The organism is Streptomyces sp. NPDC050997, assembly GCF_040660135.1.
In the GTDB taxonomy this organism is placed as follows: domain Bacteria; phylum Actinomycetota; class Actinomycetes; order Streptomycetales; family Streptomycetaceae; genus Streptomyces.
This window is the reverse complement of record NZ_JBFAGK010000006.1, coordinates 264029-290260: the sequence shown is the minus strand read 5'-3', so window position 1 is coordinate 290260 and position 26232 is coordinate 264029. Positions and strand designations below refer to the sequence as shown.

Below are 26232 nucleotides of genomic sequence, written 5' to 3'. Positions count from 1 at the left end.
GTGAGGACTTCTGATGTCCGTGGTCGACCGACAGGAGTGGGATGTCGTCGTGGTCGGCGCCGGCGGCGCGGGACTGCGCGCCGCCATCGAGGCGCGCGAGCGGGGTGCCCGTACCGCCGTGATCTGCAAGTCGCTGTTCGGCAAGGCGCACACGGTGATGGCCGAGGGCGGCATCGCGGCGGCGATGGGCAACGTCAACTCCGGTGACAACTGGCAGGTCCACTTCCGCGACACCATGCGCGGCGGCAAGTTCCTCAACCAGTGGCGGATGGCCGAGCTGCACGCGCGGGAGGCGCCGCAGCGGGTGTGGGAGCTGGAGACCTGGGGCGCGCTCTTCGACCGTACGAAGGACGGGCGAATCTCGCAGCGCAACTTCGGCGGCCACGAGTACCCGCGCCTCGCGCATGTCGGCGACCGTACCGGCCTTGAGCTGATCCGCACGCTCCAGCAGAAGATCGTCGCGCTCCAGCAGGAGGACTACCGGGAGACCGGGGACTACGAGTCCCGGCTGAAGGTGTTCCAGGAGTGCACGGTCACCCGGGTCCTCAAAGACGGTTCACACGTCAGCGGCGTCTTCGGCTACGAGCGGGAGTCCGGCCGTTTCTTCGTCCTCGAAGCCCCGGCCGTGGTGATCGCGACGGGCGGCATCGGCAAGTCCTTCAAGGTGACGTCGAACTCGTGGGAGTACACGGGAGACGGCCACGCGCTGGCGCTGCTCGCGGGCGCGCCCCTGCTGAACATGGAGTTCGTGCAGTTCCACCCGACGGGCATGGTCTGGCCGCCGTCGGTGAAGGGCATCCTCGTCACCGAGTCGGTGCGCGGCGACGGCGGGGTGCTCCGCAACTCCGAGGGCAAGCGGTTCATGTTCGACTACATCCCCGACGTCTTCAAGGAGAAGTACGCCCAGTCGGAGGAGGAGGGCGACCGCTGGTACGAGGACCCGGACCACAACCGGCGTCCGCCGGAGCTGCTCCCCCGCGACGAGGTGGCCCGCGCGATCAACTCCGAGGTGAAGGCGGGCCGCAGCTCCCCGCACGGCGGTGTGTTCCTGGACGTGTCGACGCGGATGCCCGCCGAGGTGATCCGGCGCCGGCTGCCGTCCATGTACCACCAGTTCAGGGAGCTGGCGGACGTCGACATCACGGCGGAGCCGATGGAGGTCGGGCCCACCTGTCACTACGTGATGGGCGGCATCGCGGTCGACTCCGACACGGCCGCCGCCCGCGGGGTACCGGGGCTGTTCGCGGCCGGTGAGGTGGCCGGCGGCATGCACGGCTCGAACCGGCTCGGCGGCAACTCGCTCTCCGACCTGCTGGTGTTCGGGCGGCGGGCGGGTCTGCACGCGGCCGAGTACGCGGCCGGCCGGGGCCCGGACCGTCCGCCCGTGGACGAGACCCAGGTCGACACGGCCGCGGCGGAGGCCCTGCGCCCCTTCTCCGCCGAGGGTCCCGTGCCGGGCGAGGAGCCCGGACGGCCACCGGAGAACCCGTACACCCTCCACCAGGAACTCCAGCAGACCATGAACGACCTGGTGGGCATCATCCGCCGCGAGGAGGAGATGGAGAAGGCGCTGGAGAAGCTGGCGGAGCTGCTGGTACGGGCCCGCCGGGCCGGTGTCGAGGGGCACCGGCAGTTCAACCCCGGCTGGCATCTCGCCCTGGACCTGCGCAACATGCTGCTGGTCAGCGAGTGCGTGGCCCGGGCCGCGCTGGAGCGCACGGAGTCGCGCGGCGGCCACACCCGCGAGGACCACCCGACGATGGACCGCGCATGGCGTCGCGTCAACCTGCTGTGCCGGCTCGCGGATCCGACCGGCGGGCTCGCGGCCACCGACCCGTCGCGCGGCCAGATCGACCTCACCCGTGAGACCACCGAACCCGTCCGCGCCGACCTGCTCGCCCTCTTCGACAAGGAGGAGCTGGTCAAGTACCTCGCCGAAGAGGAGCTGTACGAATGAGCGGCTACGACGCCCACTTCAAGGTGTGGCGGGGGGACATCGAGGGCGGCGGCCTGGAGGACTTCGAGGTCGCGGTGAACGAGGGCGAGGTCGTCCTCGACATCATCCACCGCCTCCAGGCGACCCAGGCCCCCGATCTCGCCGTCCGCTGGAACTGCAAGGCGGGCAAGTGCGGTTCGTGTTCCGCCGAGATCAACGGGCGCCCCCGCCTGCTGTGCATGACCCGGATGTCGGTGTTCACCCAGGAGGAGACGATCACCGTCACTCCCCTGCGCGCCTTTCCGGTCATACGGGATCTCGTCACCGACGTCGGCTTCAACTACACGAAGGCGCGCGAGGTCCCGGCCTTCGTGCCGCCCGCCGAACTCGCCCCCGGCGAGTACCGGATGATGCAGGAGGACGTGGACCGCTCCCAGGAGTTCCGCAAGTGCATCGAGTGCTTCCTGTGCCAGGACACCTGCCATGTGGTCCGTGACCACGAGGAGAACAAGACGGCGTTCGCCGGTCCCCGCTTCCTGATGCGGGTCGCGGAGCTGGACATGCATCCCCTGGACGCGGCCGCCGAGTCCGGCCTGGACCGCAAACGCACCGCCCAGGACGAGCACGGCCTCGGCTACTGCAACATCACCAAGTGCTGCACGGAGGTCTGCCCCGAGGGCATCAAGATCACGGACAACGCCCTGATCCCGCTGAAGGAACGGGCCGTCGACCGCAAGTACGACCCGCTCGTCTGGCTCGGGAACAAGATCCTCCGTCGGCCCTCGTCAGGCTGAGGCTCGCAGATACCCCGAGTGCGCTACCTGGCCGAGGAAGGTGAACCGGGTGTCGGTGGCCATGTGCTTCTCGAACGCCTCCTTGATACCCGGCCACTTGGGGTGTCCGAAGTCGTCCAGGACGACGATGCCGCCGGGCGCGACGATCTGCTCGGCCCACTCCAGGTCCGCCGCGACCCCGGCGGCGGAGTGGTCGCCGTCCACGATGATCACGCCGTAGGTGCGGTCGGAGACCAGGACGCGCACCTCCGGGTCCTCGGAGAAGCCCTGCTGGATGCGGGTCGCGGCGCCGGCCGCGCCCGCCAGGGCCAGGTTGAGGCGCACCGCGGCTCCGTTCACCGGGGTGCCGGACGCGTCGTCGCCCATGCTGGCGCCGGGCTGCAACTGCGTTCCCGCGAGCGGGTCCACGATCGTCAGCCTCGGCTCACGCCCGGCCCGCTCCATCATCCGGATCAGGGACGCGCCGAACATCCCGTACAGGGTGCCGATCTCCAGCATCTCGTCGTTCGGCGGGTCGAGCAGCGGTACGGCGGACAGCTTGCCGACGATGTTCATGGTGCCGCCGGCGATCCGGCCGACCCCGAGTGCCTCCATGGCGATGAGCAGCCGGAACGCCTGGGCGACGTTGCGCTCGGCGCCGTCCGCGTCCCCGGTCACCTGCGCCAGCTCGGCGATCGTGCGGTTGAGATGGGTGGCGGACGGCAACCGCGACGCTCCGCGCCCGGTGCCGTCGAAGAAGAGCTCCAGGGGGCGCTGCCGGTTGCGCAGCTTCTTCAGTTCCTCCCGCAACGCGGCATCCGGGGTACTCCCGACGGCCGAGGTGGTCGCGGCCGCCGGGGTGTTCCCGACGGCACGGCGGACGTGGCGCTCGATGCGCTGATCGATGAGGTCGGTTACCGGACGCAGAGCACGCCGGGCAGCCTTGCTGGTGAGAAACGCTCGCATCCGTGGACCGTAGGACGCCCACAGCCCGCTCACAACTAACGGAAGGGCCCGTCCAGACGAAGCACACATGACGTCTGGGCCACGGGAGGCTTACATCGCCCGGCGCGCTACGGCCGCACCCAGCCCTCCCGGTACGCCGACCAGTCCTTCTCCTCCGCCGCGAAGTCCACGTACAGCGCGACGCCGAAGCGCGCTCGGTCGGCGTCCGTACGGGACAGGCCGAGGCGGACGCCCCGGACCGCGCCCTGGACGGTCTCCGCGTGATTCCAGTGACCGAACCGGTTCTCGTGGTAGAAGGGCAGGCCCATGAGCAGGTCGGTGGACTTCGGGGTGACCTCCAGGGCCAGCGAGGTCTGCTGGGCGACATAGCCGCCGTAGGTGCTCTCCAGCGGCTGCATGGTGTCGTACGACATCACCGCGATCTGGTCGACCCGGCGCGCGACCTGCCCGAAGAACTTCTGCGACCACCACTTGGGGTGTCCGGCGACCGTGCCCCAGAAGGAGTGGAAGCCGGGGACCGGGTCGATCTGGTGGGCGGCGACGGACAGCTGCGCGTCCTGGGCGCGGGTGACGCGGCGCAGGGAGTCGAGGAGGGTCAGGTAGTGGTCGTCGTCCGAGTGCAGCGGCTCCAGGTCGAAGTGGACGCCGTCGAAACCGGCGGCCAGGACCTGGCGGGTGGAGGCGACGACGGCCGCCCGGGTCGCCGGGCGTTCCAGCCGCATGCCGTCCGGGCTCTCGGTGGCGAGTACGTCACCGAGCCAGGCCTGGACCCGGATGCCCGGCGCCGCCCCGTGCATGGCGTCGATGAACCAACGGGCCTTGGGATACACCGACTCCGGCAGCGTGCCGTCGTGCTCCAGGGGGCCCGAGTGGACGTACAGGTCCCGGATGCCGGTGCTCTCCAGGCTGCGGGCCAGCGCGGTGACGTCGGCGTCCTTCTTCCGCCCGTCGACCCAGGCGTGACCGAGCCAGATCGCGTCCTTGTTCCTGGTGTACGTCCCGTCGGCGGGGTCGCCGGTGTAGTTCACGCGGAGGGCGATCTCGGCGCCGAGTAACGGCAGAAGGACGATCAGCACGAGCGCGAGGGCGGTACGGCGGACCCGGCGGACCCGGCGGAGCCAGGGACGGCGGCGCCCGGACCTCGGGTTCGGTTCCGGATCCGGCTCCGTCTCCGTCTCCGGATTCGCCTCCGTCTCCGTCTCCGGTCTCGGCTCTGGCTCCCTCTCCGGTCTCGGCTCCGGCTCCCTCTCCGGATTCGGCTCCGGCTCCGTCTCCGACGTGCTCTGATCGCCGTCGGCGACCACAGGTATGTCTCCCTTGTCCTCGTCGGACTCCCGCTTCGCCTCGTCCATCCCCGTCCCCCCAGAACGTTCCATCATGGCGTCCCCTCCCCCTCGGCGTACCCCGCCCACCCCACCCCGGTCGCGCCGGCGCATTCCTGCTCATACGCTCCGAAACGTGACGTCATCGTTGATCCGGGGCCGGTCGCGAAGCGCCCGCGCGCACATATCCGTGCGGGTGGCGCATGCCGTCCTGGGTGGCGCGGCCGGGGTGGTGTGGCTGGTGTTGCCGGGGATGACGATCAACAGAGACGTTTCGGTTGCGATCAGCGCCCGCGCCCCAGCGGCCGACAAGGCCGCCGCGCCGGAGGACGAGGACACCTCGGCCACGGACCTGATCATGCCGTTGGTGGCGCTGGGCGCGGTGAGCGCGCTGGCCGGGTACGGGTACATACGACGGACCCGACGAGCCCGCACCCGTACGACCCCCGGCGTCCGCGGTGACAGCGGCGGCTCTCACACCGCGCCCCCCGGCCCCCCACTCACCGACCTGGACCAGCAGTCCTGGGCCCTGCTCACCGAGGCCGACGACTGGGTCCGCACCAGCCGCGAGGAACTCGGCTTCGCCGAAGCCCGGTTCGGGGCCGAGGCCGTCGCCCCCTTCGCTCGGGCCGTGGGGGACGCGGAGACGGAACTGTCCGCCGCCTTCCGGATACGGCGGCGGTACGACGACGGCGTCCCGGCGGACGAGGCCTCACGGCGGCATGTGCTCGCGGGGATCGTGGGCCGCTGCCAGGAGGCCGGGCGGCGGCTGGACACGGAGGCGGCCGGATTCGACGGACTCCGCGCGCTGGAAGGGGGGCCCGGACAGGCCCTGGCGGTCGCGGAGACCCGGTTCCGGGAGCTCGCGGCGCGCATCGCGACCACGGAGGCCACCCTCAGGGACCTCGCCGAGCGGTACCCGCCCTCCGCCACCGCCCCGGTCACCGGGTACGTCGAACAGGCCAAGGACCGCCTGGTGTTCGCCACCACCCGCCTCAACCAGGCCCGTCAGGCGGCCGATTCGGCCGATCCCGGGCGCCTGGCCCACCATCTGCGTGCCGCCGAGGGCGCCGTGGCCCAGGCCGCCGTCCTCGTCACCGCTGTCGACCGGCTCACCGACGAGCTGAGTACGGCCGGGGCCCTGGTACCGGCCGCGCTGAGCGGTGCGGAGGCGGCGCTCGCGGAGGTGCGGAGGCGGCCGAGGGCCGGCGCGGTCACGCCCGTGGCCGGACAGCCACCGGGTCTGCCCCCGGGCGAGTCGTCCGCCCGCGTCCGGCATGCCGACGTCGTCCTGGCCGCCGTACGGGAAGAGGTGACCGGCGGGCCGTACGACCCGCTAGACGCCCTGCGACGGATCGTGGCGGCGACCGAGCCGCTCGCGGCGGGGCGGGCCGGGGTGCTGTCGGCAGCCGGGCTGCTGGTCGCCCGGAGCTCGGTCGCCGCGGCGGACGGTTTCGTCGGGACGCACCGGGGTGCCGTGGGCGGTGCGGCCCGGCTCCGGCTGGCGGAGGCGCGGCGGGCGCTCGCCCTCGAGCCCACCGAGCCCGCGGATCACCTCGGGGCCGACGGCCTGGCCCGTCAGGCCCGTGAGCTCGCCGAGCAGGACGTGCGGATGCACGGCAATCCGGTCGCCGGCGCGGCCGAGCACGCGAGCGGGGTCGCCGGAGCCGTCCTCGGCGGGATCCTCCTGAGCGGGGCCCCCGACGGCGGCACACCCCCGAGCTTCGGCGGCCCACGGACCCGGAGGAGGCGCGCGCTGCTGGGGACGTAGGCCGAGACAGGCCCCGGCTCAGCGCCTTCCCTGGCTCAGCGCCTTCCCTGAACTCAGCACATTCCCTGAACTCAGAACAGGCTGAGCAGCGCCTCCGCCGGGTCCGCCAGTGCGTGCTCCCCGTCCGGCAGCGGGAGTTCGAACCACACCGTCTTGCCGCGGGGCGTACGCCGGGAGCCCCAGGCCGCGCTGAGGAGGCCGACGAGTTGGAGTCCGCGGCCCCCCTCGTCGGTGTCGCGGGCCCGGCGGCGGCGCGGCTGCACCAGGCCGGAGTCCCAGACCTCGCAGACCAGGGTGCGGTCCAGCAGGAGGCGCACTCTGATCTCGCCCTCGCCGTACCGCAGGGCGTTGGTCACGAGCTCGCTGACCAGCAACTCCGTCGTGTCGACCAGGGGTTCCATGTCCCAGCGGATCAACTGGTTGCGGGCGTACTCACGGGCCTTGCCCACACTGCGCGGCTCGCGCGGCAGGGTCCAGTCGCCGACCGAGTCGGCGGGCAGGCCCTGGACGCGGGCCATGAGCAGGGCGATGTCGTCCTCGCCGTGGTGGGTGTCGAGGGTGTTGAGGACGTGGTCGCAGACGTCCTCCAGGGGGCTGGAGGGGTCGGTGAGCGCGCCGACGAACGCCTGGAGACCCTCGTCGAGGGGATGGTCGCGGCTTTCGACCAGTCCATCCGTGTAGAGCGCGAGAAGAGCACCTTCGGGGAGGTCGACGTCGACCTCCTCGAAGGGCTCGCCGCCGACGCCGAGCGGCATGCCCGGCGGCACGTCGAGCATCAGGGCCGGCTCGCCGGGCTCGACCAGCACGGGAGGCAGATGGCCCGCGTTGGCGAAGGTGATCCGGCGGGTCACCGAGTCGTAGACCGCGTAGACGCAGGTCGCGAGGTACACCTCGGACAGGTCGGCCTCGCGGGGGCGGCGGGCGGCGCGGGTGGCCTGCTGGACACCGCCCGGCGCCCCGAGACCGCGCGCGATCTCGTCCAACGCGGAGAGCACCTCGGCCGGTTCCAGGTCCAGCAGGGCCAGGGTCCGGACGGCGGACCGGAGTTCGCCCATCGCGACCGCCGCCCGCAGCCCGCGGCCCATCACGTCGCCCACCACCAACGCCGTACGGTGGCCCGGCAGTTCGATGACGTCGAACCAGTCGCCGCCCACCTCGCTCGGCCGGTCGGAGGAGGAGTTGCCTGGCAGATAGCGGCAGGCGATGTCGAGGCCGGAGGCGACCGGGTCGCCGGGAGGCAGCAACGACCGCTGCAGCATCAACGCCCGCTCGTGCTCGCGCCGGTACAGGCGCGCGTTGTCGATACAGACGGCCGCGCGGGCCGCCAGCTCCACCGCCAGTTCCCGGTCCCGGTCACCGAACGGTTCGCTGCCCTTCGTCCGCGAGAACTGCGCCAGGCCTACGACGGTGTCATGGGCGACCATCGGCACGGCGAGCGTGGACTGGACGAGGCCGCCCTCCTCGGCGGGGATGTACTGCGGCTTGGCCGTGCGCAGGGCGTCCGCGCAGAGCGAGTTGAAGGGGAAGTGGTGGACCGCGCCGACCCCGACGGGCTCGCCGGAGCCGGCGAAGGGTGCGTCGGAGACGGCGCTGGCGAAGGCGACCCGGCGCAGTGCGGCGCTGCCGTCGGCGAGGCCGGGCGGGGTCTCGTCGCCGGCCAGCAGCCCTTGGTACAGGTCGACGGTGGCGAGGTCGCAGAAGCCGGGGACGACGACGTCGAGGAGCTCGCGGGCCGTGGTCTCCAGGTCGAGGGAGTTCCCTATGCGGGCGCCGGCCTCGTTCAGAAGGGCGAGATTCCGCCGGGCGGAGGCGGCCTCACGGGCGGCGGCGCGGCGGGAGGTGATGTCGAGTCCGAGCCACGCGATGCCGATGGGACGGCCGGAGCCGCTGTGTACGCGGTAGAGGTTGATGGACCAGTGGCGGCGCTCGTCGGAGCCCGGCACGAAGCCCGTGACGTGCATGTCCGTGATGGAGTTGCCGGTTTCCAGCACCCGGCGCAGGGTCGCGGCGACCCGCTCGGCCTCGGGGCGCTGGAGATAGTCGTGGACACCGAGACCGCGGTGGTCGTCGGGGCTGCCGCCGAAGGTGTTGGCGAACTGCAGGTTGGCGCGGCGTACCCGCAGGTCGGTGTCGATGAGCAGGAAACCGAAAGGAGATTGGCCGAATATCGACTGCGAGGCGGCGAGGTCGGTCTCGATGCTGCGCAGCGTGCGCACGTCCACGACGATGCAGACGGCGGCCTTCTCACCGTCCTCGGTGCGCGTCGGCATGACGTAGACCTCGGCGAGGCCCTGCCGCCCGGGCTCCCCGTCGGCCGTGTCCGGCGCCCGGAAGGGGACCACTCCGGTCCACTCCCGGCCGTCGAGGATCTCCGCCATCTTGCGCTGGCCCCGCTCACGGAGATCGGGGTCGATGAACGCCGCGATGGGATCCATTCCGACGGCCCGCCCGGCCGGGATGCCGAAGAGCTGCTCGGCGCGCAGGCTCCACTGGTCGACCAGCCCGTCGGGGCCGATGGAGAACGAGGCGACCTTGATGTAGTCGTAGATCGAGCCGGGCGGACTGCTCTGCCACATGGCGTCACCGGGCGGCACCTCGCCCAGCGCGGTCTCCGCCACAGCGTCGGCCGCAGCCCCGCCACCCGCGCGATTCGACGGGTCCTCGGACTCCGTGGCCTTCGCTGGTATCTCGCTCACGCGAACCGTCCCCTCCAGCTCACCGCGCCCGGCACCGGTCACCGGCAGCGGCTGCCCGCAGTATCCAGCACTACGGCGCCGCACAACACGGTGTTCACGATCACAGCACGGTCCCGATGGTTTTCGGTCCGGACCGTGCCAACACCAACAGTCTTCTAACCAGCGGACACCTCGTCGAATCACTCCGTTCGACAACCGCCGCCGGCCTGAACCAGTCGATGGACAGCGCGGGCAGGGACGTACACCCCCGGATCACCCCGGTACGGCGAGTTCGAACCACACCGTCTTGCCCGCCTCGCCGGGCCGGGTGCCCCAGCGGCGCGAGGAGCGGGCGACCAGTTGCAGGCCGCGGCCGCCCTCGTCGTCGGGGCGGGCGATCCGCCGGCGGGGCGGGTCCGGGAGCGGGTCGGAGACCTCCACCAGCAGGACACCGCCGAGGTGGGCGGGCCGCACCAGCCGTACCCCGATGGGGCCGGTGGCGTACCGCAGGGAGTTGGTGACCAGTTCGCTGACGAGCAGGGCGGCCAGGTCGGCGAGGCTGTCGAGGCCCCACTCGCTCAGCAGGCCGCGGACGGCGGCGCGGGCCGCTCGCACGGCGTCCGGTTCCGCCGGGAAGGTCCACTCGGCGCAGTCGCCTTCGGTGTCGATCACGCCGATCACTCCCCGGGGCGGCCAGCTCACCCATGTCCGGTTTCATGGGGTTAATGGGCACATACCCGATATCCAGAGGGCAGTACCGCACTCGGCGGCGCACTGTGGCACGAACGGCGTACGAGTGATCAGCGTGCGCCACTGTCGAGCAGTGTGACCGTCGCGTGCACGGCGGGCACATCCTGCTCCAGCCAGTCCACGTCCCACAACTCGCCGGGGGTCAGCCAGCGCAGTTCGTCATGGTCCTGGAGGGGTTGGGGCCCACCGGAGCCGGGGAGCAGTCGGGCGGTCCACACCTGGAGGACGTACGGCGCCTTCAGGGGCCACTCCCCCGGCACCCGCTCGAGTGGCGCGGCGGCGATGCCGAGCTCCTCGCCCAGTTCGCGTACGAGGGCCGCCTCGGGCGTCTCTCCCCGCTCCACCTTGCCGCCGGGCAGCTCCCAGCGTCCGGCCAGTTCGGGAGGCGCGCTGCGACGCGCGGCGAGGAGGCGGCCGCCGTCGAGGAGGGCGGCCCCCACCACCACGATCCGTTCCGTCATGCGCCGGAGCCTACGGGAGCGCGGGCGGCCGGCGCGGGCCGGGATCAGTCGGCCGAGCTCGTTCCGTTCGGGCCGATGCGCTCGACCCAGTAGAGCTGTTTGTGGCCGCGACCGTCGAGACTGTCCGCGATCTTCTGGGCCTCGGCCCGGGTCGCGTACCTGCCCACCCGATAGCGATTGCCGCTGTCGTCCTGCCGTATGACGAGCCAGGGAAGAGTGATCGTGCCGTCGTTCATCGCGCCCCTCCACTTCCCGTCCGCGGCCTGCGCCGCGCCCCACCCGAAAAGGAAACCGCAATCCGCATATGCCCGACCCTACGCCCAACCTTTACGCAGCGAACACGGCTTTTCACAAAGAGGTACGCAACCAGCCATGACGGACCGGCAGCCCATGGGGCGCACTTCGTCGTGCGCGCCCCTGGTCCCTCCCACTGCCTCCGGTCAGCGGCACAGTCGACGCGCCCGCGCCGACCTGCGAGAACGGCTGGATACCAACGCCCCGCGCAGCCGCTTCGGTTGAGGGTTCGCCCGAGGCAACTGCCAGGAGGGCGTGCGCCGTTCCTCGGGAAACGTGCTCCACTTCACTTCAGGCCGCCTTCCAGGGCACGCTCGGCTTCGAAGCGCGCTACTTCACCGGCAGGTGGTACGCGACCTGGTAGCGGTCGGCGGGGATGACCAGGTCGGCCGTCTCCACCGGGCGGCCCGAGGCGTAGTACGTGCGCTGGACGACCAGGACGACATGGCCGGGGACACCGCCGAGGGCGAGCAGTTCCTCCGCGAGGCCCGGGCGGGCGCCGACCTCCTCGGTGACGTTGTCCACGACGACATCGATGGCCGCCATGCGCTCGACCACACCCATACCGCCCAGGGGCCCCTCCTCGGGCAGCATCACGGGGGTGCGGCCGGTGACGGCGAGGGGCTCCCAGGAGGTGGAGAGCATCATCGCCTCGCCGGCCTCCCGGAAGACGTACTTCGTGCGCATCACGCGGTCGCCGGGCGCGAGGGCGAGCCGCTCGACGACCGCAGCGCTCGCCTCGGCCTGCTCGCTGCTGGACTCCCAGGTGCCGTGTGCCTCGCCGTCGGCCTGCTCCTGCCGGAAGGGGGTGGCGCCGCCGGCCGGACGATATCCGGAGCGGGCGATACTGCGGGGAACGAGCCGCTCGCGCACATAGGTCCCGGAGCCGGAGCGGCCCTCGACCAGCCCCTCGGCCATCAGCACCTTGCGCGCTTCGAGCGCGACGGTGTCCGAGACGCCGTACTCCTCGCGGATTCTGGCCTGGGACGGGAGGCGGGTGTGCGGTGGCAGCGAACCGTCGACGATCTTCTGGCGGAGATCACCCGCGACGCGCAGATACGCCGGCTGCTCACCGAATGTCACTGGCCGCTCCCATCAGGTTGTACAGACAGCAACAGCGTGGCAACCGTAGGTTGGCCCATGCAAGCAAAGGCCAGAGAATCACTCGATGTGATGACATGTTCCCGTGAGGGGGTTTACGCAGGCACTTTCTCCCCGCTGTCGCCGCCGTCACACATCGAGTTCGGAATCGCCTCCTCCGTCACCCTCGCCGTCACCCTCACCGCCGCCGTCTCCGTCGTACGACGACGGGGTGGTGGCGAGCCCCAGAGCTTGCGTTCCAGAAACTCGGCCGCGACATGGGCTCGAAGCGGGAGGCGACGTCCGGTGCCGGCGTACGGCCGCACGATGTCGTCCCCCAACCGCCAGCTCATGGAACCGAGTTGGTGATACAGAATCCGAACATACGCATGATCACTTCATGAACTACGGCGCCTAGTTTCGGAGATGTCAGCAGGACACCGCCGCAACCAGCAGTTGATGGAGACCTTGATGCGCTCGCACCTTGCCACCCGTTCCGTCCGTCTCGTCCTGGCCGCCGCGGCCACGGCGGCCCTCGCCGCCACCACCGCTTGCTCCGCCGACGACACCACGGACGCCGGAAGCACCGCGAGCTCCTCCGCCTCCGCGAGCTCCTCCACCTCCGCCGACTCCTCCCCCTCCGCCGACGCCGGCTCCGGCAGCAGCGGGGGCGGCAGTTCCGCCACGGGCGGCTCCGGCTCCAGCGGCTCGGGCAGCTCCGGCTCCGGTTCCGGCTCCGGCAGCTCGTCCGACAAGGCCGCTGACACCGACGACGCCAAGAAGGACGGCTACGGACAGACCTGCGGCACCAACGACCTGACCTTCACGGCCAGCGAGCAGAGCCAGGCGGGCGGCTACCTTCTCGTCACCGCCAAGGCCAAGTCCGGCATCACCTGCTATCTGGAGGGCGTCGCCCCCTCGGTCGCCTTCGGCTCCGCCGTCGAATCCCATGCCTCCAACGTCGAGCAGGCCGTCAGCGACACTCTCAAGCTCTCCGGCTCCACCGCCGCCTACGCCGGCATCAGCCCCAAGAGCACCAACGCCGACTCCGGCGTGGAATACGGCCAGCTCATCCTCTCCGTCGCCGGCGACGAGGACGGCGCCATCAGCCTCAAGATCTCCGACACCGTCGTCGACAAGCCCATCACCACCAACTGGCACGCCGCCTCCGCCGACGCCGTCCCCTTCACCAGCTGACACCCACTCAGTTCTCAGGAGGTCGGGGGCTGTCCGGACCAGGCGGCGCGCAGGAGGCGGCTGATGCCGTCCGCGGTCACCTCACGGGGGTTGGCGTAGGGGTTGGCCAGCGCGACCTGGACGATCCGGTCGATGTCGCTCTCGGCCATGCCGAGTTCCCGCAGGGACCGCGGGGCGCCGAGTCGGCCGGCGAGGTCCCACAGATACGTGGCCGGGTCGGCGGGGGTGCCGAGGGCGCGGCCGAGCGCGGAAACCGCCTTGGGCGCCATGTCCTGGTTGTAGGCGAGGGCGTGCGGGAGTACCACGGTGTGGGTCTGGGCGTGCGGCAGGTCGAGGGTGCCGCCGAGGGCGTGGCAGAGCTTGTGGTGCAGGGACATGGTGGTGGCCCCGAGGCAGGCGCCGCACAGCCAGGCGCCGTACTGGGCCCGGGCACGCGCGTCGAGGTCGGCTCCGTCGGCGACGACGTCCGGGAGTGCGGCGGCCAGTGCCCGCACTCCTTCCTCGGCCATCAGGTCGATGATCGGGGAGGCGTCGGGCGCGTACAGGGCCTCGACCGCGTGCGCGATCGCGTTCATGCCGCTGGTCACGGAGACCGCCGTCGGCAGGGCCACGGTGAGCGCGGGGTCGTACAGCACCGAGACCGGCAGGACGCGTGGATCCCGGCCGGTGCGCTTGACGCCGTTCTCCGTCAGACCCCACACCGGCGTCATCTCCGACCCGGCGTACGTCGTCGGTACGGCGATGATCGGCAGGCCGTACCGCAGGGCGACGATCTTCCCGAGGCCGATCGCCGAACCGCCGCCGACGGCGACACAGCCGTCCGCGTTCACCTCCGCCGCGCGCCTGCGGGCCTCGGCCGCCGACTCGGCGGGCACGTGCATACGGGCGTGGGCGTGAATGTCCGCCACACGAGCGCCGATGAGGCCGGCGACGGTCTCGGCGAGCTCACGCCGGCCGGGCGAGCACAGCACCATGACCCGCTTGAGGCCGGCGCGGTCGATCTCCTCGGCGAGCCGGTCGAGGGCGCGGGGGCCCATCACCACACGCATCGGCAGCGCCTGGTAGCCGAAGTCGAGCAGGGGGTTCATCGGGCGTCCTTGTTCGTCTCGGGCTCGATCGTCTCCGGCTCGACGATGATGTCGAACTCGGCCATGCCGAACGGAGCGGTGACCTGGTACTCGCGGGCCTTGTCCTCGTCGTCGACCTGTGCGAAGTCGACGACCAGGCTCTCCTTGACGGCGAAGACGGCGTCCGAGTCCTGGTACGGGCTGTCGGCGACGAAGATGTGCGTGGTCAGCGGTCGGTGGCCGTCGGCCTCGACGATGAAGTGGATGTGGGCCGGGCGGTACGGGTGCCGCTCGGTGGCGTCGAGCAGCCGTCCCACCGGTCCGTCGGTCGGAATGGGGTAGTGGCTCGGCACGACCGTGCGGAACCACAGACGGCCTTCGTCGTCGGTACGGAAGAGTCCGCGTCCGTTGCCCGGCGGCTGGACGTCGGGCTGCTGCACGTCGTAGAAGCCGTCCGCGCTGCACTGCCAGACGTCGACGCTCACGCCGGCCAGCGGGCTCCCGTCCACCGACGTGACGCGGAGCGACACGACGCAGGGTGTTCCGGTGCCCATGAGATCGACGCTGTCCCCGATCTCGCGCTTCGGGGACTCGACCACGTGGAACGGCCCCAGGACCGTGCTCTCGGTGCCGCCGCCCTCCTCATTCACCGTCTCGACCAGCATGGAGACACCCAGCACGTCGGAGAGCAGAATGAATTCCTGACGGGTGGGGTCGCATTTCTGCCCGACGGCGGTGAGGAAATCCACGGTGTACTCCCACTCCTGAATCGTGGGGCGCAGCTCATGGACGTAGCCGTGCAGATGGCGGACGAGCCCTTGGAGCAGTTCGCGCAACCGGGGGTCCGGGGTGTCGCGGAAGCTGTCGACGGCCGCGGCGGTGATGGCCTTCGCCGCTTCGTCGGTGCCGGGCATGACATACCTCCAGTGGTGGCGGGCGTTCCGAGGAAAGCCTATGGAGCCGCGGCCGGGGGCGATATCCGCGGAGCGCGACCGGCAGCCGAATCGCGCGACGATTTGCGAACGGCCTGTCCGGGGGTGGCGGGCCGGGGGTGCGGTCGGGGGGCTCACCAGAGCTCAAGTCCACCGCCCGTGTGGCGATTCACCCCTTGTTGAGCGGGCGAGGCGCGGATAACAATGGCGCATGGGCCGCTCACTCTTGGCGAGCCACGTGCTGTGCCGCGATTCAGGCTTCGAGGATTTCCGCGAACGCCTCAACGACCTGTTCTATCCGGCGGACGTCACTCCGCTGTCGGGCCCTGAGGGCCCAGGCGGCGAACTTCGGGGTACCCGCACGGAGCACATCACCATCGGCCTGATGACATTCGGCCAGCGCACGCGCGTCGACCCCGGGCGGACGCCGTCGCACTACCACGTCAACGTCGTCCTGCGCGGCTCGATCGAGGCAGCCACCGGACGCCAGGAGATGGTGGCCACGGCCGGCGACGCCATGGTCTTCACACCGACCCAGCAGCACCGGCTGCTGAGCTGCGGCCACGGCGCGAGGCATCTGGGGATCAAGATCGACCGGAGCCTTGTCGAGGCCGAACTCCAGGCCCTCCTGGGCCGCCCGCTGCAGGCTCCGCTGGAATTCGCGTTCGGCTTCGATCTGACGTCAGCGCCCGGCCGCAGTTGGCGCAACACTCTCGACCTGGTGCTGGCCGAGTCCGACAGCACCGGCGGGCTCATCGGCCGCCACGCGGTCCAGCAGCACTTCGAGCGCCTCCTCGTGTGCGGGCTGCTGCTGGCCCAACCGCACAACTACACGGAGGAGCTGCTGCGTCCGCAGCCTCCCGCCTACCCGCGGACGGTACGCAAGGCCGTCGACCTGATCAACGCCCGCCCCGAGACGCCCCGCACCCTCGGCGACCTGGCCCAGGCGGCCGGCGTCAGCGCCCGACGCCTCCAGGAAGGCTTCAGGGAGCACCTCGGCGTGACCCCGATGACGTATCTGCGCAACGTCCGTCTGGACCGTGTCCACGCCGAACTCCTGACAGGCGCCACGGGGGTCACCGAATCGGCCGGCCGGTGGGGCTTCACCCACCTGAGCCGGTTCTCCGCCGCCTATCGCCGACGCTTCGGTACCACGCCCTCCGAGACCCTGGCCAGGTCGGGCGGCGCCGGACCTGCCGCCCACGGGCCGAGGGCCACCGCGTACTAGTAGCGATAGCGGGCCGCGAGGATCACGATCTCCTTGTCCGTGACGAGATAAACAAGGCGGTGCTCGTCGTCGATCCGCCTCGACCACACCCCGGGCAAGTGGTACTTGAGCGGCTCGGGCTTACCGATCCCCGTGAAGGGGTCACGCTTGACGTCCTCGATGAGCTTGTTGATCCGAACGAGCATCTTGCGATCGTTCCTGAGCCAGGACGTGTAGTCCTCCCAGCCCTGATCCTCGAAAACGAGCCTCACAAGGAACCCGCCGCAGGATCCGCCGCATCCGGATCGATCAGCTCGCGCTCCGACACGTTGACGTTCCCCAGGGCGTTCTCGTACGCCTTGAGCAGTCGCCGCGCGTTCGCAGGCGAGCGCAGGAGATACGAGCCCTCGCGCAGCGCCGCGTAGTCCTCGGCCGAGACGAGCACGGCGTTGCCGTGCTTGGAGACGATCTCGATGGCCTCGTGATCGTCGTTGACCTTCTTGATCAGCGGAAAGAGAGCCTTGCGGGCTTCGCTCGCAGTTATGGACATGGGCTGACTCCCTAGGTCAAGCGGTACCGAATAACGTACCACTCACTGTCGGGCCGGACGACCAGAAGCCGCAGCGGCCCGCAGGCGGAGCAGGACCGTTCCGATGAGTTTGTCCTCGGGGCAGTAGCCCCACTGTTTGGAGTCCATCGAGCCCGGCTTCTCGCCCAGGAGGACGAGCATGCCCGGGGGCACGTGGGTGCCGGGGCATCGGGCGGCCCAGTGCGGTACGGGCTCTCCGGCGACGGCGACGATGCGTTTGACGTACCACGAGTCGGGCGTGGTGCCCGTGGAGGTGTGCCAGCCGTGCTCGGGGTGGGGTGCGACGACGACGGCCACCCGACCTGTGGCGGCACGGCGTCTGCCGCGGAGCATGAGGAGCCGGTCGCCGGGCTTGAGGGTCGGCGACATGCTGTGTCCGCGGACGGTCACGGCCACCAGCCGCCCTCGCGCCAGCAACAGGGCCGCGGCGAGGGCGAGAAGTGCCGCGAGGGCGAGGAGCACCAGGGCCGCGGCGGTCACCGGACGGTCTCCTCGTAGCCCGCGGCTTGCGTGGTGAAGAGCTCGGCATAGGTGCCGTGGGCGGTCATGAGCTGTTCGTGGGTGCCTGCCTCCTGCACGGTTCCGTCGGCGATGACGACGATGGCGTCCGCGGCGCGGACGGTGTTGAGGCGGTGGGAGACGAGGATGCTCGTCGCGCCCTGGCGGAGTGCGGTGAGCCGGTCGTGGACGTGGCGTTCGGCGACCGCGTCGAGGCCGGTGCTGGGTTCGTCGAGGATCATGAGATCCCGTTCGGAACGCATCAGGGCCCGGGCGAGCGCGAGGCGCTGCCACTGGCCGCCCGACAGCTGGACGCCAGAGCTGGAGTCTTCGGTGTCGTCGGGGAAGAACATCCGGCTGAGCATGGTGTCGTACCCCTGGGGGAGGCGGGCGAGGGCGGTGTGGATGTCCGCGTCGGCGGCGGCCGCGTGGATGCGCCCGTGGTCGTGGAGTGAGCCGAGGTCACCGAGGCCGATGTTCTCCCCGGCGGTGAGGTCGTACTCCATCGGGTCCTGGAAGACAACGCTGACTCGCCGGCGCAGCTGGTCCGCGGGGAAGTCCTTGAGGTCGATGCCGTCCCAGTGGATGCTGCCCCGCTGCGGGTCGTAGAGGCGGCACAGCAGTTTGACCAGGGTGCTCTTGCCGGCCCCGTTGAGACCGACGATGGCCAGGCTGGTGCCGTGCGGGATGGTCAGGCTGACTCCGCGCAGGACCCACGGTCCGTCGTCGGTGTAGCGGAACCAGACGTCCCGGAGTTCGAGGCCATGGCTCAGGGGCGGTGGGGCGATCGGGGCGGCCGGGGCGGGGAGGTCGTCCCGGACCTGGGTGACATGCAGGTAGTGGCTGAACAGCAGGGCCGTCTGGTGGCTTTGGGCGATGCACCCCACCAGGCCGATGAGTGCCGTCTGCATGCCGGCGAGGGCGGCGACGAGGAGGGACACGTCACCGGCGGTGAGGGCGTGAGTGACGGCCTGGTGCACGCCCCAGACGAGTGCGCCGGTGGAGACGCCGGCTCCGAGGGCGGCGAGGGCCGTCTCGTGGGTGACGAGGCGGCGGTCGAGGCGTTCCTCCTGCCGGTTGATGCTGTCGAGATCGGTCCGCAGTCGCTGCGCGAAGTAGCCGCCGAGGCCGTAGAGGCGGATCTCCTTCGCCGCTTGAGTGTCGGTGAGGAGCCCTCGGTAGAAGATCTGGCGGCGGGCGAGGTTGCTGGTGCGCCAGAACATGTCCGCGCGATGCCGGCTGTTGGCCAGATGGGCGAAGAGGGCCGGGACGGCCGCGACGACGAGGATGGCGGCCAGGGTGGGGCTGATGAGCAGGAGACTTCCCAGGAAGCCCGCCAGGGTGAGGACTCCCTGGGCGCCCTGGAGTGCCGCACTGACCAGTCGCTCGGCCCCCTGCGCGCTTTGGATGGCGAGTTGGACGCGGTCGTGGAAGGCGGGCTGTTCGAGCTTGGACAGTCCGCTGAGCCGGTTGACAGCCGTGAGCAGGTCGCTCTGGGCCCGGGTGGAGGTGGCGCGGCGGATGCGGCCGTCAGCGTAGGAGGAGATGGCTGAGGCGGCAGCGAGGAGGACCGTGAGCAGGCCGATGCCGGCCGCGGCCCAGTTGAGGTCCGAGGCGCGGAATTCATCCGCGGTGAGGCTGTCGACCACGTACTTGAGCAGCCAAGAGGCGGCTACGGGGGCGGTACCCGCGATGACGACGGTGGCGACGCGGACGGCGAGGGCCCCGGGGCAGGATCGCAGTGTGAGGGCGAGTACGGCGGTGAGGCCCCGCAGGAATTCGGCCGTGCGCGAGGTGGACTGCCCGCTCATGCGGTGAGGAGGTTGGGCGCCGGCAGGGAACCTTGGCCGATGCCCGTCCCGGTGATGGTCCCGTCGGCGTCGAGGAGGACGAAGGAGGGGTGGTGGCGTACACCGAAGGCGTCGGCGACGGGACCGTTCGGGGGTTCGGTGGCGGTGAGTTCGGTGAGCGGGCCGACGGCTTCGAGCAGGGGGCCGGTTTCGGGGGGCTGCCCGTTGATGACGGCGACGAGATACGCGCCTGACGGGGTGTTCGCCTCGGCCCACCGTTGGATCTCGGGGAGGCTTTCCCTGGTGGGCCCGCATTCGGGGCGGAGGAAACAGATGAGGGCGGGGTGCCCGGCCAGGGTGGCTTCGCTGACCTCGCCTCGGGGGGTGTGCAGGGTGAACGCGGGGGTGTGGTCACCTTCGTGTACGGCGAGGGCTGGAGGGCCCGGGGCCGCGGCAGCCGGGGCGGGGGCGGGGGCGGCCATCATGGCGCGCCAGCGTTTGCTGACCGCGAAGGTGAGGAGGGCGTTGACGAGGGTGACCGCGGCGAGAAGGGCGAGGCCGGTGATGGCGTAGCTCACTGTGTGATCGTCCTTTCAGCGTTGGCCGGTGCGGGCGGAGAAGAAGAAGGCAAGGTCGTCGGTGAAGACGGCGAACGTGGTGAGATACCCGGCGACGGCGACGGCGAGCGCGAGTGCGGGGGCGTTGAGGGGGGTGCTGGTGCCGTGGGTGAGGGCGATGGCGCCGCCGAGGAGGGCGAGCACCGTGAGCGTGGCGTTGCGTGTGACATGCCAAGGGCCCATGGGCACAGTGGTCCTGCTGCCGAAGCAGGGGCAGCCGGCGGAACCGCGGCGCCGCATGGTGGTGACGGCGACGGCGCTGAACGCCGCACACAGTGCGGCGGCGAGGGCCAGGCCCGCGGTGAGCGTCCGGGGCAGGGCGAGGAGCACGGCGGCGATGAGCTCGGCCGCGGGCACCAGGACGGCGAGAGCCGGCCGGGCGGCGGCCGGCAGGTAGGTGAGGTCGCCCAGTGCCGTGGCGAATCGGCGGCGGTCGCGCAGCTTGGCGAGGCCGGCCACGGCCAGCACGCAGATCAGGGTCAGGCGGCAGACGAGCAGCAGGTCGGACAAGGGTGACTCCGGAAGAATGGGTCCTGGGCCGGCGGGCACGGGGCGGGCCGCACGCGGCCCGCCCCGTGGTGGTTCAGCAGTAGTCCCAGCTTCCGCAGCTGACGGTGCACGCGCCTGTGTAACAGCAGCGGCGGCACCGCTGGGCGCTGGTGCTCCACTCCGTATAGCAGTCCGGCGGGCAGCCTGCCTCGGCTGTGGCCTTGGGCAGAATCCGCTCGATCAGGCGGCCCGCACCGGCCTTGAGTGTGCGCATGGTTCTCCTCTTCCTGTGTGGATGGGATGTGCGTACTCCGCGGTGCGACCGCGGTCCGCGGTCGCACCGGGGTTCAGGAGGCCGCCGATACCGGTTCGCGGTCGGCGGCGGAGGGAGCGACGACAACGCCGTCCTGGTAGCTGAGGATCGTGGGGAAGGCAGGGACACGCAGGGCGCCGAACAGCGCTGATGCCTCGGGCTCCGGTACCACCTCGTCCGCCGGCCCGCGGAGTTGGGCGGTCAGGCTGCTCTCGCCGGCTTCGGCGCCGATCACCAGGGCCAGGACTCTGCCGCCCGCTGCCCGGGCCCGGTCGGCCCGTTCGGCGAAGTCGGGGAGGCTGTCGGTGCAGGACGGGCAGTCGTGGGAGAAGACGCCCAGCAGCAGCTCCCCGGAGCGGAAGTCGTCCTGGGTCAGGGTCCGGCCGCTGAGCGCGGTGGCGGTGAAGTCCGGGAGTCCGTCTCCGGGTTGCGGCCCCTGGGCTGCGAAGTCATAGCGTCGGCGTACGCCTTCGAGCTCCTGCCAGCGGCGCAGGATGACCATGAGCAGGACGAGGTTGAGCACGGCGACGGCTCCGACGAGCACCAGACCGACAATGACGTAAGGCAAGTTCGACCCCCCTGGCGCGGTTGCACGGGGGAGCAGTGTGATAGGTGGGGCCTGTCAAGACGATGCCAAGACCTTGCCAGGAACATGACGAGCCAAGCATCATTGCCGCCATGTTTGCCACGGGGACGCATTTTCGGGTGCTTGGCAGAGTTGAGTGGACCATCGACGGACGTCTCAGACCCATCGGTCGCCGTCGCGAACGTCTGCTGCTGGGGTTACTCCTGCTGGAGATGGGCCGGCCGCTCCCGATGGACCGGCTGATCGATCTCCTGTCGGACGAGGACGAACGACCGCGGTCCCGGGCCGATCTGTATGTGGATGTCTGCCGACTGCGGGCGAGCCTTCGCCGGGGCGGGTGCGACGGGTCGGTGCGGCTGGTGCGGAGCGGTTCGACGTACGCCCTGACCGGCGATCCGCAGCGGGTGGATCTGCACCGCTTCACTCAGCTGGTCGACCGGGCTCAGCGGGGCACCGAGCCGCAGGAGGTTTCCCGACTCGCCTCGTCCGCCCTCGCCGAGTGGCGGGGGGCGGTGCTGGAGGACGTCGCATCCGAGCGGATACGCCGAGGTATCGGCACCGCTTTCGACGAACTGCTGATCTCGGCGCAACTGCTGCGTGTCTCGGCGGAGTTCAAGCTGCGTAACTACTGGTCACTCGCCGCGGACCTCGCGCGGCTCACCGAGGACTATCCGGAGCACGAGACACTCCTGGCCTTCCGTGCCGCCACGCTCTACGAGTGCGGCCGTCGCGCGGACGCGCTGCGAGTGCTGTCCTCGGCGCGAGCACAGATGACCACGCGGCTGGGGTTGGATCTGAGCCGCGAGCTGCAGGATCTGCGCGAGGCGATCCTGCGGGGCGATCCCGTGGACCGCCGCGTCTTCCGCTGTGCAGCCCTGGGCGCCGCGTGACGCACCGCCGCACCCCCACCAACCCCAACTGCCATTCCTTCCTTCTTCAGCAGCCCGGCGAACTCACCCTGCGCGCCGTCCGACGCGCCGGCCGCGTCCGGCGATGCGTCCACGTCGCGCACCCCGGTCCGCCGAAAGGCCACCCGGCTGGGAACCCGCGTCCGACCGCCGTCCGGCCGACTGGTCGGGTCACTTCTTGGCCTTGTCGATGGCCGCCTGGGCGTTGTCCTTGGTGATCAGCGTCGTATCGACGACGGTGTTGCGCTCCACGCTCTTGGCGCAGTCGACCAGGATGCTCTTGGCGAGGTCCAGCGCTTCCTTGGCCCCTGTGGGATAGACGAAGGTGGCGGTCATCCGCCCGTCGAGCACCGCACGGTCGCCTCCTGCCTCGTCCGGCAGGCCGTCGGTGCCGATGATCGCCACGTCGCCGACCTTGTTCTGGCCCTTGAGCGCCAGGTACGCCCCGTTGGCCATGAGGTCGTTGTTCGCGTACACGGCCTTGATGCCGGGGTTGGCGCGCAGCATCGCGTCGAAGACCGTCTGGGCCTTGTCGGGCAGCCAGTCCGCCGGCTGGACGGCGACCACCTTGATCTTCGGGTTCGCGGCGACGCCTTCGGTGAAGCCCTTGGTCCGCTGGACCGCGGGGGTGGTGCTGGTCAGACCTTCCAGGATGGCGACATCGCCGCCGTTCGGCAGCACCTTCTGCGCTGTGTACGTCCCGGCCGCCTTGCCGATGGCCTGGTTGTCACCGCCGACGAAGGCCGTGTACTTGTCGCCGGTCGTCTGGCGGTCGAGTTCGATGACCGGGGTTCCCTTTTCGTAGAGTTGGGAGACCGTCGGGGTGAGCGGCTGAGCTTCGAAGGGGGAGATCATCAGCAGGTCGACCTGCTGGGTCTGGAAGTTCTCCACGTCGGAGATCTGCTTGTTGGAGTCCCCGCGCCCGTCCGCGATGGTGATGTCGAAGTCCGGATATCCCTTTGCCAGCTGCTTGAGCTCGGAGTTGACGTGCTGGCGGTAGGGCTCCGCGTTGTTGGCCTGGGCGAAGCCGATCTTGAACTTCTTTCCTGTGCCGCAGTTCTTCGACAGCGCACCCGGGTGGTCCGCCGAGCCGACGGTTTCACCGGACGCGGAGGTGCAGGCCGCGCAGCCCAGGATGAGGAGGCCGGCGGTGACCAGGGCGAGAGGGCGGGGTGCGGGGTTGCGTGTCATGGTCGTTCTGCTCTCTTTCAGGACTGAGCGCATGGTTGTTCCTTGCTCTGGTCGGGAGTGCCGACGGCGAGATGATGGCCAGGTGCGCGTCGAGGGTCAGGTGCCGCGCCGACGGCTCGCCAGGTGCTGCAGCGCTGCGGCGAGCACGATGATCGTGGCGGTCACGATCAACTGCAGATTGGAGTTGATGTTGTTCAACTGCAGGATGTTGTTGAGCGAGCCGAGCAACAGGGCGCCGGCGAGCGTGCCGACGACCGTCCCCTCGCCGCCGAACAGGCTCGTGCCGCCGATGACCACCGCGGCGATGGCGGTCAGCTCGTAGCCTGTTCCCGAATCCGGGTTGGCGAATGCGAGTTGGCCCGCGTCGAGAATTCCGCTCAGCGCGGCCGTGATACCGCAGATCGCGAACGTCACGATCTTGACGTAGCGGACGTTGATCCCGGACAGCCTCGCCGCGCGTTCGTTACCGCCGACGGCGAAGACATGCCGGCCGAAGCGGGTGGTGTTGAGCACGACCGAGCCGAGGATTCCCACGCCCAGGAAAACAAGGGCCGACACCGGCAGTACGCCACCGAACCGGTCACCCAGCACGGAGAAGGAGGAAGGCGCTTGTTTTGGCCCGCTCCCGAAACTGATGTTGATGAACTTGTCCCCGGAGATGATTCTTGCCAGTCCTCGTGCGAGTTGCAGGCCGGCGAGCGTGACGATGAACGCCTGTATGCGCATGTAGTTCGAGACGAGTCCCTGGAGAACTCCGAACAGCAGACCCGCTATCAACACGATGATGATCGCCAGAGCAGTCCCGTAATTCCAGTCGATCATCAGGCGGGCGACCAGGACTCCGGATAGACCGAGAACTGCCCCTACGGACAGGTCGATTCCACCGGCGATGATCACGAACGTCATTCCGACGGCGATGATCCCTGTTTCGGATACCGAGCGGACGATGTTGGCGAGGTTGTCCGCACTGAGAAAGAGAAGCTCGCCATTGCGCCGCGGTGAGAAGATGATGCCGCCGAAGAGAACAAGGACGAGACCGAGCAAGCTCTGGAAACGGATCAGGAAGCGGAACTGCAGCCACTTCCGTGCACCGGCGGTGGCCGGCGGCTTCCCGTTGTCGAGCGCGGTCAGTGCCTCGGCGCCGACCGTGAACTCAGCAGTCTCCATGCCGCTGTCCGTGGGTTGAGTGCTCACTACGGCTCCTGAGTGGTGTACGTGCCGCCGGCAAGGGCGAGGACGCGGGCGGGGTCGGTGTCGGGCGGCAGATCGGCGATCAGCCGCCCTTGCCGCAGCACGACCAACCGGTCGCACCATCCGGCCAGTTCGGGCAGCTCACTCGACGCGACCAGCACGGCCAGTCCGCCCGCGGCCAGCGAGCGCACCAGGTGGTAGATCTCGGCTTTCGCTCCGATGTCCACGCCCCGAGTGGGCTCGTCCAGGAGCAGCAGGTCCGGCTGCCGCAACAGGATCCGGCCGATGAGGACCTTCTGCTGGTTACCGCCGGAGAGGCTGAGGATGGGAGCGTCCGCGCCGGCGGCCTTGATCTTCAGGCGGGGCAGGCCCCACCGCAGGGCCTCACGCACCCGGCCGGCGCGCACCACCCCAAGGGTGGAGAGCCGCTTGAGGTCGGCGAGGATGAGGTTCTCCGCGACGCTGCGGGTGGTGACCAGACCGCTGCCGCGGCGGTCGTCGGGCACGAAGCCGATCCCGCGCCGGAGGGCCGCCAAAGGCGAACCGATCCGCAACGGTCTGCCGTCGACCTTCACCGAGCCGCTCTGCAGACCCGGTGGTGCGGTGCCGTAGAGCACCTGCAGCAGTTCGGTACGTCCCGCGCCGAGCAAGCCGACCAGACCCACGATCTCGCCTGCCCGGACGGTGAGGTTGATGTCGTGCGGTTCCTGCCAGTCCGGGCTGGGGCGCCCGGGTCGGTAGGAGAAGTTCTCCAGCGTGAGCCGGTCCTCGGACGTGGCAGTGCCGGCGGGGGGAAACAGGGCTCGGAGGGACTCACCGATCAGCAGCGACACCAGTTGGTCCTGGCGGGTCGAGGCCGGGACCGTCGCCACGGTCTGCCCGTCCCGCAACACGGTGACACGGTCGGCGATCTGCGATATCTCCTCCAAGCGGTGCGAGATGAAGACGATCGCGACGCCGCGGGAGCGAAGCAGCCTGATGATCTCGAACAGGCGCTCCACCTCGTGCGTCGACAGTGCCGCCGTGGGTTCGTCCAGAATGAGGATGCGCGGTTCGCCGACCGCCAATGCCTTCGCGATGGCGACGGCCTGTTGCTGCCCGAGGCGCAGGTTCCCGACGATGCTGCGCGGGGATATACCTCCGCCGATTCGCTGGAGCACGACATCGGCGCGCTGGTACATCGTGGAGTTGTCCACGAAAATCCCCGACCGCAGGGGTTCCTGGCCGAGGAACAGATTGTGGGCCACCGACAGGCCGGGAACCAGGTCGAGTTCCTGGAACACGGTGGCAACACCGACTTTGAGCGCGCCCTGGGGCGATGAGAAGCGGATGTCGATCCCCGCCAACCGCATCTTTCCTTCGTAGTCCGCAATTACTCCGGACATGATGTTCATGAGGGTCGACTTGCCGGCGCCGTTCTCACCGATAAGGGCGTGCACTTCCCCGGGACGGATGGTCAGGTCGACGCCGCGCAGTGCGCGGACACCTCCGAAGGCCTTGCCGATCCCCTGCATCTCCAGCAGGGGTGGGGCTGCGCCGTTCGGTTCCATAAGGCACTCACCCTTCTTCTCCTGACGAGTGGAAGGGAAGTTACGGGGCGCACCATGAATGAAACGTAAACATGCGGAC

26 protein-coding genes are annotated in these 26232 nt (G+C 70.2%); 6 read left to right on the top strand and 20 right to left on the bottom strand.

Annotated elements, in window-relative coordinates; genetic code table 11:
• The first annotated feature begins 13 nt into the window (after positions 1-13).
• Positions 14-1957: a fumarate reductase/succinate dehydrogenase flavoprotein subunit gene (locus AB0H86_RS16525; RefSeq protein ID WP_362437974.1), complete on the top strand. Its 1944-nt coding sequence runs from the start codon at positions 14-16 to the stop codon at positions 1955-1957.
• A complete protein-coding gene (locus AB0H86_RS16520) occupies positions 1954-2730 on the top strand; it encodes a succinate dehydrogenase/fumarate reductase iron-sulfur subunit (RefSeq protein ID WP_362437971.1) in 777 nt (258 codons plus the stop codon). The genes AB0H86_RS16525 and AB0H86_RS16520 overlap by 4 nt, the downstream gene beginning before the upstream one ends.
• Here the strand turns inward: AB0H86_RS16520 and AB0H86_RS16515 are convergent.
• Together AB0H86_RS16515 and AB0H86_RS16510 are read right to left on the bottom strand one after the other, a co-directional pair.
• Positions 2722-3675, bottom strand: a complete 954-nt coding sequence (locus AB0H86_RS16515; RefSeq protein ID WP_362437968.1) for a class I SAM-dependent methyltransferase — start codon at positions 3673-3675, stop codon at positions 2722-2724. The two genes, AB0H86_RS16520 and AB0H86_RS16515, sit on opposite strands and share 9 nt — an antisense overlap.
• A gap of 107 nt (positions 3676-3782) precedes the next feature.
• The gene (locus tag AB0H86_RS16510) at positions 3783-5054 is read right to left on the bottom strand and encodes a glycosyl hydrolase family 18 protein (protein ID WP_362437965.1); all 1272 of its coding nucleotides are present in this window, start codon (positions 5052-5054) and stop codon (positions 3783-3785) included.
• A gap of 196 nt (positions 5055-5250) precedes the next feature.
• Between AB0H86_RS16510 and AB0H86_RS16505 the strand changes: the two genes are divergently transcribed.
• Complete coding sequence (locus AB0H86_RS16505) at positions 5251-6768, top strand: hypothetical protein (RefSeq protein WP_362438556.1); 1518 nt, start codon at positions 5251-5253, stop codon at positions 6766-6768.
• 71 nt (positions 6769-6839) lie between these two features.
• On the opposite strand, the gene AB0H86_RS16500 is transcribed toward AB0H86_RS16505, so the two are convergent.
• The 5 genes from AB0H86_RS16500 to AB0H86_RS16480 all read right to left on the bottom strand — a co-directional run bounded on the left by AB0H86_RS16500 (position 6840) and on the right by AB0H86_RS16480 (position 12031).
• Positions 6840-9464 carry a SpoIIE family protein phosphatase gene (locus AB0H86_RS16500; RefSeq protein ID WP_362437963.1) on the bottom strand — a complete coding sequence of 875 codons (2625 nt, stop codon included), beginning with the start codon at positions 9462-9464 and terminating at the stop codon, positions 6840-6842.
• Between the two features lie 252 nt (positions 9465-9716).
• Entirely contained in the window at positions 9717-10124 is a 408-nt protein-coding gene (locus AB0H86_RS16495; protein ID WP_362438553.1) for an ATP-binding protein, read from the bottom strand.
• A gap of 119 nt (positions 10125-10243) precedes the next feature.
• Positions 10244-10654 (bottom strand): (deoxy)nucleoside triphosphate pyrophosphohydrolase, encoded by a 411-nt coding sequence (locus AB0H86_RS16490; protein WP_362437960.1) that lies wholly within the window; start codon positions 10652-10654, stop codon positions 10244-10246.
• 44 nt (positions 10655-10698) lie between these two features.
• The gene (locus tag AB0H86_RS16485) at positions 10699-10890 is read right to left on the bottom strand and encodes an SPOR domain-containing protein (protein ID WP_362437957.1); all 192 of its coding nucleotides are present in this window, start codon (positions 10888-10890) and stop codon (positions 10699-10701) included.
• 388 nt (positions 10891-11278) lie between these two features.
• Entirely contained in the window at positions 11279-12031 is a 753-nt protein-coding gene (locus tag AB0H86_RS16480; RefSeq protein WP_362437954.1) for a GntR family transcriptional regulator, read from the bottom strand.
• Between the two features lie 423 nt (positions 12032-12454).
• Between AB0H86_RS16480 and AB0H86_RS16475 the strand changes: the two genes are divergently transcribed.
• Entirely contained in the window at positions 12455-13225 is a 771-nt protein-coding gene (locus tag AB0H86_RS16475; RefSeq protein ID WP_362437951.1) for a DUF4232 domain-containing protein, read from the top strand.
• Between the two features lie 14 nt (positions 13226-13239).
• Here the strand turns inward: AB0H86_RS16475 and AB0H86_RS16470 are convergent, their stop codons facing one another.
• Both AB0H86_RS16470 and AB0H86_RS16465 read right to left on the bottom strand, forming a co-directional pair.
• A complete protein-coding gene (locus AB0H86_RS16470) occupies positions 13240-14313 on the bottom strand; it encodes a maleylacetate reductase (protein ID WP_362437948.1) in 1074 nt (357 codons plus the stop codon).
• Positions 14310-15206 carry a dioxygenase gene (locus AB0H86_RS16465; RefSeq protein ID WP_362437945.1) on the bottom strand — a complete coding sequence of 299 codons (897 nt, stop codon included), beginning with the start codon at positions 15204-15206 and terminating at the stop codon, positions 14310-14312. The genes AB0H86_RS16470 and AB0H86_RS16465 overlap by 4 nt, the downstream gene beginning before the upstream one ends.
• A gap of 229 nt (positions 15207-15435) precedes the next feature.
• On the opposite strand from AB0H86_RS16465, the gene AB0H86_RS16460 reads away from it, so the two are divergent.
• Positions 15436-16452 carry an AraC family transcriptional regulator gene (locus tag AB0H86_RS16460; protein WP_362437942.1) on the top strand — a complete coding sequence of 339 codons (1017 nt, stop codon included), beginning with the start codon at positions 15436-15438 and terminating at the stop codon, positions 16450-16452.
• Here AB0H86_RS16460 and AB0H86_RS16455 read toward each other — a convergent pair.
• The 8 genes from AB0H86_RS16455 to AB0H86_RS16420 all read right to left on the bottom strand — a co-directional run bounded on the left by AB0H86_RS16455 (position 16449) and on the right by AB0H86_RS16420 (position 21295).
• On the bottom strand, positions 16449-16703 hold the full coding sequence (locus AB0H86_RS16455; RefSeq protein ID WP_362437939.1) for a Txe/YoeB family addiction module toxin: 255 nt from the start codon (positions 16701-16703) through the stop codon (positions 16449-16451). The genes AB0H86_RS16460 and AB0H86_RS16455 overlap by 4 nt on opposite strands.
• Positions 16700-16981, bottom strand: coding sequence for a type II toxin-antitoxin system prevent-host-death family antitoxin (locus AB0H86_RS16450; RefSeq protein ID WP_362437936.1), 282 nt, complete (start codon positions 16979-16981; stop codon positions 16700-16702). Before AB0H86_RS16450 ends, AB0H86_RS16455 begins: the two co-directional genes overlap by 4 nt.
• 42 nt (positions 16982-17023) lie before the next feature.
• On the bottom strand, positions 17024-17500 hold the full coding sequence (locus AB0H86_RS16445) for a S26 family signal peptidase (protein ID WP_362437933.1): 477 nt from the start codon (positions 17498-17500) through the stop codon (positions 17024-17026).
• Positions 17497-19329 (bottom strand): ABC transporter ATP-binding protein, encoded by a 1833-nt coding sequence (locus AB0H86_RS16440; RefSeq protein WP_362437930.1) that lies wholly within the window; start codon positions 19327-19329, stop codon positions 17497-17499. The genes AB0H86_RS16445 and AB0H86_RS16440 overlap by 4 nt, the downstream gene beginning before the upstream one ends.
• A complete protein-coding gene (locus AB0H86_RS16435) occupies positions 19326-19886 on the bottom strand; it encodes a redoxin domain-containing protein (protein WP_362437927.1) in 561 nt (186 codons plus the stop codon). Before AB0H86_RS16435 ends, AB0H86_RS16440 begins: the two co-directional genes overlap by 4 nt.
• A 15-nt stretch (positions 19887-19901) precedes the next feature.
• Positions 19902-20435 carry a MauE/DoxX family redox-associated membrane protein gene (locus AB0H86_RS16430; RefSeq protein WP_362437924.1) on the bottom strand — a complete coding sequence of 178 codons (534 nt, stop codon included), beginning with the start codon at positions 20433-20435 and terminating at the stop codon, positions 19902-19904.
• Positions 20436-20508: 73 nt separating this feature from the next.
• Entirely contained in the window at positions 20509-20688 is a 180-nt protein-coding gene (locus AB0H86_RS16425) for a hypothetical protein (RefSeq protein WP_362437921.1), read from the bottom strand.
• A gap of 73 nt (positions 20689-20761) precedes the next feature.
• Entirely contained in the window at positions 20762-21295 is a 534-nt protein-coding gene (locus tag AB0H86_RS16420) for a redoxin domain-containing protein (RefSeq protein WP_362437918.1), read from the bottom strand.
• A 137-nt stretch (positions 21296-21432) separates the two neighbouring features.
• On the opposite strand from AB0H86_RS16420, the gene AB0H86_RS16415 reads away from it, so the two are divergent.
• The gene (locus tag AB0H86_RS16415; RefSeq protein ID WP_362437915.1) at positions 21433-22203 is read left to right on the top strand and encodes an AfsR/SARP family transcriptional regulator; all 771 of its coding nucleotides are present in this window, start codon (positions 21433-21435) and stop codon (positions 22201-22203) included.
• 189 nt (positions 22204-22392) lie between these two features.
• Here the strand turns inward: AB0H86_RS16415 and AB0H86_RS16410 are convergent, their stop codons facing one another.
• The 3 genes from AB0H86_RS16410 to AB0H86_RS16400 form a co-directional block, all read right to left on the bottom strand.
• Positions 22393-23412 (bottom strand): substrate-binding domain-containing protein, encoded by a 1020-nt coding sequence (locus AB0H86_RS16410; protein ID WP_362437912.1) that lies wholly within the window; start codon positions 23410-23412, stop codon positions 22393-22395.
• A 96-nt stretch (positions 23413-23508) separates the two neighbouring features.
• Positions 23509-24606, bottom strand: a complete 1098-nt coding sequence (locus tag AB0H86_RS16405) for an ABC transporter permease (RefSeq protein WP_362437909.1) — start codon at positions 24604-24606, stop codon at positions 23509-23511.
• Positions 24606-26153 carry a sugar ABC transporter ATP-binding protein gene (locus tag AB0H86_RS16400; protein WP_362437906.1) on the bottom strand — a complete coding sequence of 516 codons (1548 nt, stop codon included), beginning with the start codon at positions 26151-26153 and terminating at the stop codon, positions 24606-24608. The genes AB0H86_RS16405 and AB0H86_RS16400 overlap by 1 nt, the downstream gene beginning before the upstream one ends.
• Between the last annotated feature and the right edge of the window lie 79 nt (positions 26154-26232).